The organism is Aquabacterium sp., assembly GCF_029946005.1.
GTDB lineage: Bacteria > Pseudomonadota > Gammaproteobacteria > Burkholderiales > Burkholderiaceae_C > Aquabacterium.
Genome location: NZ_JAQSDR010000003.1, coordinates 62455 through 75201 on the forward strand (window position 1 = coordinate 62455; position 12747 = coordinate 75201).

At 63.1% G+C, this 12747-nt stretch carries 10 protein-coding genes; 3 read left to right on the plus strand and 7 right to left on the minus strand.

From position 1 onward, the window contains the following. The first annotated feature begins 3 nt into the window (after nt 1-3). Nucleotides 4-1392, plus strand: coding sequence for a caspase family protein (locus PSV38_RS02445; protein ID WP_300544458.1), 1389 nt, complete (start codon nt 4-6; stop codon nt 1390-1392). Between the two features lie 30 nt (nt 1393-1422). Here PSV38_RS02445 and PSV38_RS02450 read toward each other — a convergent pair whose 3' ends face one another. Then, nucleotides 1423-3288, minus strand: a complete 1866-nt coding sequence (locus PSV38_RS02450; protein WP_300544461.1) for a serine/threonine-protein kinase — start codon at nt 3286-3288, stop codon at nt 1423-1425. Nucleotides 3289-3329: 41 nt separating this feature from the next. Continuing rightward, nucleotides 3330-4040 carry a type VI secretion system-associated protein TagF gene (gene tagF, locus PSV38_RS02455; protein WP_300544463.1) on the minus strand — a complete coding sequence of 237 codons (711 nt, stop codon included), beginning with the start codon at nt 4038-4040 and terminating at the stop codon, nt 3330-3332. A gap of 166 nt (nt 4041-4206) precedes the next feature. Between tagF and PSV38_RS02460 the strand changes: the two genes are divergently transcribed. Then, on the plus strand, nt 4207-4725 hold the full coding sequence (locus PSV38_RS02460) for a hypothetical protein (RefSeq protein ID WP_300544466.1): 519 nt from the start codon (nt 4207-4209) through the stop codon (nt 4723-4725). A gap of 2 nt (nt 4726-4727) precedes the next feature. After that, nucleotides 4728-7196: a calcium-binding protein gene (locus PSV38_RS02465; RefSeq protein WP_300544468.1), complete on the plus strand. Its 2469-nt coding sequence runs from the start codon at nt 4728-4730 to the stop codon at nt 7194-7196. A gap of 69 nt (nt 7197-7265) precedes the next feature. Here the strand turns inward: PSV38_RS02465 and PSV38_RS02470 are convergent, their stop codons facing one another. The 5 genes from PSV38_RS02470 to PSV38_RS02490 form a co-directional block, all read right to left on the minus strand. Then, on the minus strand, nt 7266-7985 hold the full coding sequence (locus PSV38_RS02470) for a SprT family zinc-dependent metalloprotease (RefSeq protein ID WP_300544471.1): 720 nt from the start codon (nt 7983-7985) through the stop codon (nt 7266-7268). Beyond that, nucleotides 7982-11245 carry a type I restriction endonuclease subunit R gene (locus PSV38_RS02475; protein WP_300544473.1) on the minus strand — a complete coding sequence of 1088 codons (3264 nt, stop codon included), beginning with the start codon at nt 11243-11245 and terminating at the stop codon, nt 7982-7984. Before PSV38_RS02475 ends, PSV38_RS02470 begins: the two co-directional genes overlap by 4 nt. Nucleotides 11246-11295: 50 nt before the next feature. Next, nucleotides 11296-11550 (minus strand): DarT ssDNA thymidine ADP-ribosyltransferase family protein, encoded by a 255-nt coding sequence (locus tag PSV38_RS02480; protein ID WP_300544475.1) that lies wholly within the window; start codon nt 11548-11550, stop codon nt 11296-11298. 453 nt (nt 11551-12003) lie between these two features. Beyond that, complete coding sequence (locus PSV38_RS02485; RefSeq protein ID WP_300544477.1) at nt 12004-12321, minus strand: helix-turn-helix transcriptional regulator; 318 nt, start codon at nt 12319-12321, stop codon at nt 12004-12006. Beyond that, the gene (locus PSV38_RS02490) at nt 12314-12640 is read right to left on the minus strand and encodes a type II toxin-antitoxin system RelE/ParE family toxin (RefSeq protein WP_300544480.1); all 327 of its coding nucleotides are present in this window, start codon (nt 12638-12640) and stop codon (nt 12314-12316) included. The genes PSV38_RS02485 and PSV38_RS02490 overlap by 8 nt, the downstream gene beginning before the upstream one ends. Between the last annotated feature and the right edge of the window lie 107 nt (nt 12641-12747).

Genomic DNA, 12747 nt, shown 5'->3' on the forward strand with positions numbered 1-12747 from the left:
ACCGTGAAATCAACCGTGAACCGCCGCCAAGTCCTCACCATACCGCTGGCCCTGGGCTTGCCCTCGGTGACCTTGGCGCAGGGCTATTCCTACGGCAGCAGCCCAAGCGCGGCGGCGGCCCCGGCGGTGGCTTCGGGCAAGGCCCCCAAGCGTTTTGCCCTGCTGGTGGGCAACCGCGCCTACCCCTCGCCATTTGACCTGCCCCCCGTCCACAAGAACCTGCGCGACGTGCAGGCCGTGCTGGAAAAGCGCGGCTTCGAAGTCACCGTGGTGACCGACCAGGACGTGAAGGTGCTGCGCGATGCCATGCAGTCTTTCGCCAAACGCGTGCAGGCCGCACCGGCCGATGCGACCGTGCTGTTTTACTTCACCGGCCACGGCATGCAGGTCGACGCCGAGAACCTGCTGCTGGGCGCGGGGACCAACCCCAGCGGCAAGGAAGACTCGCTGCTGGGCAATGGCCTGATGCTCAAGCGCGACCTGGTCGATGCCTTGCCGCACCGCCCCAAGGGCCTGAGCATGGTGGTGATCGACGCCTGCCGCACCTCATTGCGCGCTGAAGGTGGCCTCAACCAGGTCGAGGCCCCGCTGGGCTGCCTGATCGCCTTTGCCACCGGCGCTGGCAAGCCCGCCATCGCGCCCGCCGTTGAAACGCAGAACACCTTCTACACGGCCTCGCTGGTCAAGGTGATGCAAGCGGCGTCGGACGACACCACGTTCTCCGACCTGTTCCGCCTGGTCAAGCTGGACGTGCAGCAGACCATGCTGAACCACCCCATCCAGGCCATCCGCAACGTGGCGCAGTTTCCCTTCATCGCCGAGAACACGCAGATCCGCACGCGCCTGGCCCTCAAGCCCGCTGCGCCCGGTGGCGAGGTGGCATTCGAGAACGTCGATGAAAAAACCCTGTGGAAGCAGGTGGAAGAAAGCTACTGGCCGGGCGACGTGGTCAAGCGCGCTGATGAATACCTCAAGCGCTTTCCCGGCGGCAAGCTGGCGGGCTCGGCCCAAGTGGCCCGCGAGGGCGCGACCGACGCGGCCAAGGCCATGCAGCGCAACGATGTGCGCCTGTTCAAGAGCGCTTTCAGTCCCAAACCCGAAAGCCCCGACGGCCTGCTGCGCGAGTTGCGCAAGGCCGCTTGGGGCGACAAGGATGCGGCCGCACGGATCGCGCGAATGTACCGCCGTGGCGAAGATGGCGTGAGCACGGACAGCAACCGTTTTGAAGGCTGGATGCAGTTCGCGTCGGCCCTGGGCAACGGGATCGCCAGTTACGAGCTGGCCCTGTACTACCGGGGCCAGGACCAGCCTTTGCTGGCCGCGCAGTTCGAGTCACGGGCGCGCGAGCTGGGCTACACGCCGCCGCCCACGCTGGACCACTACCGCAAGTGATGCGGGTTCAGCGGGTGGCCAACTGGCCGTTCACTGAACCTCTTCAGACGAGAACTTGGCGGCGCCATACTCGTCTTCGCAGCCTGCCCCGCCTTCGCAGTTCGGCAGGCCCGCAAAGGCCGAGCCGGGGCCGGTGTGTTGGCGCGCGATGGCCAGCGCCGCATCCGGCTTGGGGTACATGCCAAAGCCGCCATCGTTCTTCAGGCCTGAGGCCTCAAAGTTGCGCGGCTGGCTGGAGACGATCACCAGGAAGTGATCGGTGCCCGCTGGGCCCGCCACGTCCATGGGCCAGCTGGCCTGCGGCAGGTTCAAGGTCTGGCCCGCCTTGATGCGGTTGTTGCGCGCCATCTTGTTGGGGAAGAGCTGCATGAACTCGCCTTCGGTGCTTTGCAGCAGCACGTAAACATGGCCCTCGCGCGCTGATTTGACGGTGAAGGCCAGCCGGTCTTTGCCGATGCGGAACTGAGGCTTGGTCGACGCAGCCTCGACCCCGAAGCCGGGCGTTTGCGCCGCGATGATGCGGTCGAACTCGCGCAGGGCATCGAAGGGGCCATCGACCACGGGGGGCGTCGTGGCCACAGTGGGGGCTGGTGTGGGGGGCGGAACAGGCGTCACGGCTGGTGGCGCCACGGGCGTTGGGCTCACCACCGGCGGGGCCGTGGTGGCCGCAGGAGTGGCCTCTGCCACCACGGCGGTGGTGGGCGCCGATGCCGGGGTCAGCAGCCAGAACGCCGTGCCGCCCAGGCCTGCCAAGGCCAGCGCGCCCACGCCGATCATCAAGCCCGTGCGCGAGGCTGCCGGTGCAGCGGTGTCTGATGAGATCGTTTTGGGCTTGGCGGGCGCCGACGCTGGCGGGCGCGGCACCTGGGCGCCTCCACCTGGCGATGCCAGCTTCACCGGCTGCGTCACCATGGGGTTGAAATCCACGCCGCCCAGGCCCAGGGCCGCGCGTAACTCGGCGATGCTTTGCGTGCGGTCTTCCGGCTTGACGACCAAGGCCCGGTCAATGGCGTTGAGGAAGCGCTCGCTGTACTTGCCCGCAACCTGCTGGGCCAGCGGCACGTAGTGGTCGCTCATCAGGCGGCCCACGGCCGGTGGTGGCGTCTTGCCCAGGATGGCGTAGTGGATGGACGCGGCCAACGCGTAGATGTCGGTCCAGCCGCCTTGCTTCATGCCCGGCACTTCGGCGTATTGCTCGACCGGCGCGTAGCCTGGCTTGAGGATCACGGTCAGCGCCTGCGTCATGTCGCCGATCACTCGGCGCGCGGCGCCAAAGTCCAGCAGCAGCGGGCGGCCGCTGCCTTTCAGCAAGATGACGTTGTCGGGCGCGATGTCGCGGTGAAAGCACTGCTCGGCGTGGATCACCTCCAGCGCCTCGGTCAGGGGCGCCAGCATGCCCATCAACCAGGCCTCGTCGGGCGGGCCGTTCATGTCCTTCAGCGCCTGCTTGAGCGTCTGGCCCTCGTAGAAGGGCATGATCATGTAGGCCGTGCCATTGGCCTCCCAGAAGCGGTACACCTTCACCAGTGAGGCGTGGTCAAACTGGGCCAGCAGCTTGGCCTCGTTCACGAAGCTCTTCAGGCCGGCTTCAAAGGTGTCGCGGTGGCGTTCGGATTTGACCGACACCTGCGTGGCGCCGGTGCGAGCGGCCAGGGCCGAAGGCATGTACTCCTTGAGCGCCACGCGGCGTTCCAGCGAGTGGTCCCAGACCATGTAGACGATGCCAAAGCCGCCTTCGCCCAGCATGCTGGTGATCTCGAACTCGCCCAGGTAGGTGCCCACCGGCAGGGCATTGCCGTGGTCATCCTGCACCGGGGTGGGCGCGGCGGCGGGTGGCGGCTGCGTGCGGTTGACCGGCTTGATGATGGTGCGGTCGTCGTCGGATGAATCGCTCATGCGCTGCTCAAGACCTCTGGCTGGTGGTGCGTGCGGTGATTCTAGGCGGCGGCGCTGCCCAGCAGGGCGGCAAATCCGTCGCCCCGTGGCAAACCGCGCGAAACCAGGCTGCGGGGGGCGCCTTCGGCCGATTCGGTCCACCAGAAGGCCAGGCCTTGCGCGGCGGCCTGCCATGAGGTGGCCGCGCTTTGGGCCAGCAAGCTGCTCAGGTCGGCGCGGCCGGCCACCGGCAAGTGGGCGTGCTGCAGTGGTCCCTGCAGGACGCTGGCCAAGGCCGAGGCGCCCGGTGAAGGCGCTGGCGTGGTCGGCGTGGGCGGCAACAGGCGTTCCAGTTCGGACTCCAGTTGCTCGATGCTCCAGTCGTCGTGCAGGGCATCGGCGGCGGCGTCGTCCAGCTGGTGCAGCCAGGCGAGCAGGGCGTCGGTGTCGGCTGCGGTGGAGGGTGTGGGCGCGATCGGCGCGATCAGCGTGAGCGGAAAGTAGCGCCCCACGCGGTCGACCGAGGGCATCAGCACGCCCGCCATGGCGGTGTCCAGCCCGATCACGCCGGGCATGAGCAAGAAGCGCCAGACGGGGCTGGCCAGATAGTGGTCCAGCCAAGTGCCTTCGGCTTGCGCGCGCAGCCCGGCGATGCCTTCGGCCAGCCAGGCGTCCCAGGGGTCGATGAAGGTGGGTTCCAGGCGGCGCGAGGCGAAGTCACCCAGGGTCGGCAGCTTGCCGTACCAGCCGGGAATGGGGGGCGTTGCGGTCATGGGTTTTGCGGGGAGAGCGGAGTTGCACGCCTTGACATGATGATCGAAAAAAGGCGCGCCTCTTTGGCCATCGGTGTGTGCCTTACCCCCATTTGGAGCGACGCGCGCACGCAGCTATTTTCATATGATGCACCGGCTCAAGCCCACCAGACGCCATGTCAACCATATGAATACATCGAAATCGCCGGAAGCTCACGCATGCCTGCGCAGCTCAGCTTGGCTGTTCGCCTGTTTGATGATCCTGTCGGGCGTATCCGGGTGCCAGAAGCGTTGCCAGTCCATGGACCTGGGCGTGGTCAAGCTGGGCATGCAATACAGCTACACACCTGGCCCTGTTGAGTTGCTTGAGGAAAGCAGGTATCACCGCAAGGGGCCGGACTTCCCGCAGCAGTCCATTCCAGAGCGAATCCGTAAAGGCGTGCTGCGCAGATTTGCACTGCAAAGCAACGCCGCGCCATTGGTTGAGTGGCTAGAAAACCAGCACTTCACCTGCGCCAAGGGCTTGGCAAGCACAGCCTGTCATCTGAGCGTCAAAACATCGCTCGAAGAGCGATGCGAGCTGTTTGAGCCAACCCAGCACTATCTGTTCGAGGAAACCATCGACATCGAGATTCAAGAACACGACACACGCATTGAGGCCATCAAGGTCGACTATGGCTTGAAAGAAATATACAAAGGGAAATGAAAATGGGTAACTACAAAATTGAACGCAGGGAGCTGCCTGTTATCGGCGCGGGTGGTCACTACTACCTTACGTTGGTGGATGACAACGGCAAACTGGTTTCAGAGATGCATGGCCTTGCCACCTCTGACGATGGCAAAACCAAACCCATAGGCTCAACGCTTCTGGGTGATACGGTCGAGTTCTATGAGTTCAACGCGACCACTGGCAGCTTGGATTCTGACGGCAGGCCTTACTCAGGAGGCGGTGCAGGCTGGTCTGGCTATTACGACAAGGGGCACCCCAGCGAGGTGATTGCTTCTGGCGATGAACAGGCCATCACGGATTTGTGGAACAAGGCGCGCACTGCGGGCGCAGCCATCAACGAGCAGGACATCGGCTACTCGTTCTACGGTGGCGGCAAAAACGAAGGCAACAGCAACAGCGTCAACAAGACATTGCTTGATGCCATGGGCAAGACAGGGCATGACCTGAGTTGGCGCCTCACACCTGGAGACGGCAAGAACCTGTTGAATCCCACGCCCAACCCCTTCGACAAGCACCAGGATGAGGGCGCCCTGGGTCTGCCATTCATCGACCCGAGAGTGGGCGTGAAATTTACTGGTTCGCAAAGGAGCAGTTCGCCTTTGGTGCTCGACCTTGACGGCGATGGCATCGAAATCCGCCAACTTGACGGCAGCGATCGAATGGCGTTTGACCTGAATGCCGACGGCATCCGTACCCGAACAGCGTGGGCCTCGCCAGACGACGGCTTGCTGGCTTTGGACCGAGACGGCAATGGGCGCATAGACACAGGCCGAGAGCTGTTTGGCGACAGCACCCTGTTGCGCAATGGCAAGTTGGCCGCCAACGGGTATGCCGCCCTGGCCGACCTTGACAACGTCAAGGATGGCGTGATCAATGGGCAAGATGCGGTATTTGATCGCTTGCGCATTTGGCGAGATCTGAATCAGAACGGCATCAGCGCGGCCAATGAACTCTTCACGCTAGGGCAGCTTGGCATCAGTGAGATTCAACTGGCCAAGACCGCCAGCAGCGAAACACTCGCTGACGGTACCCGGCTTGACGGCCGCGCGACCTTCACCATGCATGGCGAAAGCCATGCCTACACCGACGCCTGGTTTGCAGAAGATCGGTTTCATGGACAGATCGTCACCTCAAGTACGCTGCCCGACGACATCAAGAACCTGCCAGACATGCTGGGCTCTGGCGCCGTGGCCAACCTGTCGCAAGCAGCAGCCCAGTCAACGGCGTTGCGAGACATCCTGACTCGCTTCAGCCAAGCCAGCACACACGATGCCCAGATGGCGTTGATCGCCCCCTTGCTCAAGGCCTGGGCCGACACCAGCCCGTTGACAACGGTATCGGAATGGGAGGCCGCAGGCCACGCCGTGAGCTACTCCTTCTACGGGCAGGACGCAGCCGGCAATGCACTATGGAAGCAGCGGCTGTCCGTGCTGGAGGCATTCAATGGTGAGAACTACCGGACGCTGGCGAAAACCGGCAAAACCAGCATCTCGACCGCCAGTGATCGTCAGGCGCTCTTGCAACAAAGCTACGATGCTTTGTCACAAAGCGTCTACGGAGCCTTGGCCATTCAAACCCGCCTGCTGCCATACCTGGAGGCCATCGTCCCAGCACCCAGCGGCAACGAATCCGGTGAACTCCGACTGGACGCTAGCGGCCTGAATGCCATGCTTGAAGAACGCAAGCAACAAGACAGCGGCAATGCCTTGCTCGACCTGGTGGATCTGGCTCGCTTCGGCTCGCACATCCTGCAGGCCACCGCATTCGATGCGACCGGCAAGCTCCGTTCATGGATATCTGAACTGGCCCCTGAGGCCCCTGTTGTGCGTACGCTCAATGAGCTCGGTGTGCTGTGGCCAGGCGCTGATACCACTGGCACGAAGAGCGCCGACATCTACTTGGGCAACCACGCGGCCAACCGTTTCAGCGGTGGCGATGGTGATGACATCTTGGATGGTGGTGATGGCAACGATCGTTTGAGCGGCGGGGACGGTAACGACACCTTGATCGGCGGCAATGGCAACGACGTGCTCAATGGTGGAGCGGGCAACGACACACTCATCGACAAGTCGGCCACATCCAACGACGTTTTCGTCTGGGGACGAGGCAAGGGCGACGATGTTGTCCTGGATGCAGGCGGGATCGACAGGCTTGATGTGGCGGACGGTGTCACGGCAGATCAGATCTGGCTTGGTCGCACGAGCAACGATTTGACCCTGGCGTTGATTGACTCGCGAGAGACCTTCACCATCAAGGGCTGGTTCTCGGCGGTAGACCATCAGGTCGAGCTCATTCGCTTGGCGGATGGCAAAACGTTGACACCGGACAAGGTCAGCCCGTTGGTCGATGCCATGGCTGCGATGTCAGCAGTGCCGGTTGGACAAAGCACATTGCTGAGCGCAAATCAACCAGCGCTGGCTGCATTGATCACGTCCAGTTGGCAATAGACAAAATCACCCAGGGTGGGCGGCTTGGCGTCCAGCCGGGGATGGTGGGCGTTTACGCCGAAGTGCTCTTCAGCAGCTTTCAGCGTTGCCTTGAACCAGCCCCTCGACGCTCATGCCGTGTTCCGCGAGCCATGTTTTGCGGCGCGCGAAATCCGGCATGGCACGTTCGACCCGTTGCCAGAACTCAGGCGTGTGGTGCGGCTCGTGCAGGTGAGCCAGTTCGTGCACCACCACGTACTCGGCAATCCGGGCGGGCAGCAAAATCGTCTTCCAGTGGAAGTACAGCCTGTTGCCTTTGCCGCACGACCCCCAGCGGTAGCCCAGGTCTTGCACCGTGAGGCCTGAGGGGCCGACCTCCATCCGGTCGGCGTAGGCCTTGACCTTGTGGTCAAGCCAGCATCGGGCCCGCTCGCTGTACCAGCGGATCATGTGGGCATCGCCCTGGGGTGCCAAAGACTTGGGCATGACGAAGCGCCCCCCCGTCAGTTTGACCGGACCCTCCGGGGCATCGATCAGGCGCAGGCGATAGCTTCTGCCCAGGTAGGTGAAGCCTTCGCCATCGGTGAAGACCTTGCGGGGCACCACCTGCTGCAAGGCCTCTTTCTTGGCCAACTGCTTGTAAACCCACAAGCGCTTGCGCATCACGAAGTCGCGCAATTGCGCCTCTGGCGCTTCGGGCGGGGCCGACACCACCAGCTCGCCCATGCGGCCCACGGTGATGCCCAGCGTGTGCCGGTTGGTGCTGCGCCGCACCTCAAAGGCCAGGTCTTCAACGATCAGGCTGCTCATGACGCCCGCAATCGCTCATGGTTGGCGCGGGCCAATTCCATCAGCTTGTCCACCAGGGCGTCCAACTGCGGCGTGGGCAACAGGGGTGAGGCCATCAGGCGTTCGAACACCAGCGTGGCCAGCGCGTCTTGCGCAGGTTGCCGATTGGGCCGCCAGAAATTGGGCACCAGCTCGGCCACGATGGTGTCCACCACCTCCACCGTCAACGCCACCAGCTTCTGGCGTTCGTTCTCGGTGATGCTGCCATCGCCCACGGCGGTGTCCACGATCAGCCGCAGGAAGGGGCCGTATTGCTCGGGCACCTCAGGCAAACGGTCATCCTTGGCGACATGCCCTTGCCGGATGTCGTCGGTCATGGCGGTGAGGGCGCTCACCAGCGCATCCCATTGCTCGCCCAGCTTGTCCAGCAGGTCCTTGAGGCGTTCGCTGAGCTTGCGGTAGGCCACCGGGTCTTGGTCGATGTGCTCGCGGATGTGGGCACGGATGGCATGCTCCATCTCGGAGGCCTTGGCGCGGTCATTGGGCTCGCGTGAAACCTGGGCGCCGAAGTCGGCATCGGTCAGCGACACGGGCGGTATCTTGGGGTTCACGCCCATCGAGATCACGTGGTCGTCGATCAGCTTGCGCACCTTGGCGCCCACGTCCTTGCCCAGCACCTGGGTGTCTCGGTAGCGGTTGCGGGCACGCGCGTAGATGAAGGCCAGCAGCTTGGCGTCGGCCGCAAACGGCAGGCCTTCTGGCCGGGGCAGCACCACGTCCAGCAGGTTCAAAAAACCTTTGAGCTTGACCCCGAACTCGGCGCGCAGGCGCTCCTTGCCCACCAGCTCAACGCAGGCTTCAACGTCCGACAATGACTCGATCCCACGGCTGCGAAAAAGGTCGACCACGCGCAGGTGCCGATCGCGCAAGATGGGGATCTCGTCCTTGAGGCTTTGCAGCGCCCCGTCGATGTCTTCATCGGCATACACGCTCAAGGCCTGCTTGAGGTGGTGCGCCAGGCCGTAGTAGTCGACCACGATGCCAAACTTCTTGCCATGCCCGGTGCGGTTCACGCGGGCAATGGTTTGCAACAGCTCGGCCTCGCGGATCGGGCGATCCAGGTACATCACGCCTTCAATGGGCGCGTCGAAGCCTGTCAGCAGCATGGACTTGACGATCAAGAAGGCCAGCGGGTCGGCCTTGTTCTTGAAACGCTTGATGCTTTGCTCGTGCGCAGCACCATCGGTCCACGGTTTCCAGGCCGGGTCATCGTTGTTGCCGCCAGAGATCACCGGGGCGAACTCGATGGCGCGCAGGGTGTCGCGGTAGCGCCAGGCTTGCACCGTTGCTTGCACGGTCGCCGGGCGCACGCACAGGGCCTCGTCCGTCATGGCCTTGTCTTCGGCATTCAGGTTTGCCGCGTCGGCCAGCAGTTCGTCGCGCGCTTCGCCAAAAGCATCCAGGTAACGCACCACGGCCAAGCGGCTGTAAGCCACCACCTGGGCCTTGAAACCATTGGGCAAGATGTGCGTGACGTAGTGGCGCAGCATGTCGCGGGCCTTGTCGCGGATCAGGTCGGGCGCTTCAAAGATCTGGCCCTTGGTCGCGTACTTTTGGCGGATGGCCTCTAGCTCTTCGGGCGTGTGATCGCGGAAGAGGTCTTCAAACAACTCGTCCAGGTTGGCGTCGTCCTTGATGGCGCCTTGGGCCGTGCGGCCTTCGTACAGGATGGGCACAATGGCGCCGTCCAGCTCTGCTTCGCGGATGGAGTAGCGGTCGATGAACTCGCCAAACACCTCGTGCGTGCGCTTTTTGTCGCCCATCAGGATGGGCGTGCCCGTGAAGCCGATGCGGGCGCAGTTGGGCAAGCCCACTTGCAGGGCGGCATGCAGGTCGCCCGACTGGCCTCGGTGGGCTTCATCCACCAGCACCAGGATGCTGTCGTCTTCGTTGAGCACCTCGGCAGGCTCGGGCTCGCGTGCTTCAATGGCCGCGCCACGCCGGGGCAGATCGTCGGCCGTGAGCCCGGCCTCGCCCGCAGCATCACCTGCGCGCTGTTTCTGGATCATGCCAAACAGCAGGCCGGGGCCTTTGATGCGCAGCATGGCCTTGAGCTTGTCGGCGGTGGTGGCGCGCGCCACGCTCTCGCCGGTCAGGGCGGCGGTCTCTGACAGTTGCCGCTCCAGGTCGGTGCGGTCAGTGACGACCACCACCTTGAAGCGACGCAACTGAGCATCGGTGCGCAACTTGCGGATCAAAAAGACCATGGTCAGGCTTTTGCCCGATCCCTGCGTGTGCCAAACGATGCCGCCACGGCGGTCGTGCTCGCCGTCTTGCAGGCGTGTTTTGCCGTGGCGCAGGCGCTCGATGGCGCGGCTCACGGCCCGGTACTGCTGGTAGCGGCACACCGCCTTGACGCTGGCACCATCGGTGTTCATGAACAGGGTGAAATGGCGCACCACGTCCAGCAAGTGGCTGGGGGTCAACAGGCCTGCCACCAGGCGCTCCTGCTCTGACAGCTGGGCTTTGCCCAGGCGCTGGCTCACGGCCTCTTCGGTCAGTGGCACCACTGTTTTCCAGGCGGCGTAGTGCTTGAAGGTGGCCCCCAAGGTGCCCATGCGGGCCTCGTCAAAACTGGTGACCACCAGCAACTGGGTGGTGTGGAACAAGGGCTCATTGCCCTCGTTGTCGTTCACCTCGCCGCTGGCCTTGCGCTGGTTGCTGTAGCGGCGCAGTTGGTCTACGGCCTCGGCCAGGGGCTCGGGCACCGAGGGGCTTTTGCACTCGATCACCACCAGGGGGATGCCGTTCACCAGCAGCACCAGGTCGGGCACGATGAAGGCCTTGCCGCGGTTGAACCCGGGTGGGCAATCGATGCGGTACTGGTTGACGACGGTGAACTCGTTGCGCTCGGGGTGCGCCCAGTCGATGAACTGGATGGTTTGGTGGCGGCCCCCGTCCCAGCCGGGCAGGCCTTCCACGGTGAGGCCGTGGAGCAGCAACTCGGTGGCGGCGCGGTTGGCCTCCATGAGCTTGTGGGCCGGGAGGCGGGTGAGCGCGGCCACCGCTTGGCTCAGGCGGTCGGCGTCCAGCCAGGGTTGGCCGTTGTGCAGGTTCAGGGTGTGGAGTTGGCGGCGCAGCAGGGCTTCTTGCACCACTTCGGAGAACGTCGCGCGCTCGGTGCGGGCCGGGTCGTCCAGCGTGCCGGCTACATGGCGCCAACCCTGGCTGACCAGTTGCTCGACCAGAGGGCGCTCGACTTCGTCCAATTCCCAGCCCATAGACCGCCCGCCCCGTTTGTTAAGTCATTGATTGCCGCGCGCGATTTGAATCATCGTGGGTCCTTCCGCAGGGGTGAAACAGGGTCAAGGGTAATACAAGTCCCGGGTGACTTGAACGGGTATTTGCTTGCGCTCAGGGTAACCCGCGTTATGCCCTGGACCCGCTGCCGCATGCCCGCATTGATCACGCCAATCCCATCAAGCAAGTCCCAATCCAGGCCCTGCCAGACCAGGAACTCGGCCTGTTTGCGGCGCTTGCGGTCGTTGTCTTCTGGGGTGTCATGCCAGATGGTGAACTTGGCCAAGCCATGGCCATCCGTGAAAACGAAGGGGCATCCGGCGTGAGCCACAGCCTGGACGGTGGTGCGCAGATAGACCAACGGCTCTTGGCCTTCAGCGTACCCAGGCACCTGGCCTGGATCCGATCAAATGGCCGTCAAATAAGAATGTCTTTGTGAATCAACGATTTATCTTTCCTGCCCTGAGCGAAAGGGGCGTGCGATCAAACGGATTGTCCAGGCGAGGGAAGATCAGGCGGGCGGGGGAAACGTCTCCGATTTCATCCAAAAGCGTCCAAAGACGTCTAAACCGCGCCGCTGGTGAAGGTGGGCGCGGTCGCTCTTGAACTCGACGGTGAGCGATTCGCGTGGGGGCAGGGTGGCCGACATCGCCCCAGTTCAGCCGCGCCCATAAGGCGTTGCCGAAGCGAGCCAGTGACTGAGCGTCGGCTGCAACGCCGATTTAGGCGCCGGCATGACTCAAGTGGCCTTTTGACGAACCAGTTTGATTTGCAGTTCGCAGCCGACAGCCTTTGCATAGCGTTTCAGCGTAGTGAGCGATGGCGCGTGCTTGCCAGCGGCTTCAAGCCGAGAGACGGCACTTTTGGTTGTGCCCATTCGTTCAGCAACGGCGTCCTGGGTGAGGCCAGCGCGAGTGCGGGCTTTGAGTAGTTGATTGACAACCTGATACTCAAGCTCCAGCGATTCATATGCCTCGGCAAAGCCTTTACGCTCACTAGCATTGGCCAAGAACTGGGCATGGTTGTGACGAACAGGCGTGTACTTCAGTTCAGCCATGTTGCAACTCCTTTAAGCGTTTACGGGCAAGCTTCAGTTCTTTGTCTGGCGTTTGTTGTGTTTTCTTGATGAAGGCATGAAGGACGACGACACGCTTGCCCACCAAGAAGCAATAGAAGGCACGACCGATGCCAGACTTGCTGCGCGGGCGTAGTTCGAACAAGCCATCGCCAAAGGCGCGCGAGTGAGGCAATCGTAGACTGGGGCCGTGTTCGATGAGCAGTTCAGCCAAGCGGGCATAGTCAGCGACGACATCAACGGGCCATGATTCGATCTCGACTAGAACGCGCTCGTGGAAGTATTCGATTTCAAACGCCATGCACCGATGTTAGCAAAAATGCTAACATTGTGCAATGGGCGGCCTGGGGTGTCTAACGCCGAAGTTAACGGGCGGCCATGCGCAGCATGGACGTCCCAGTTGAACGT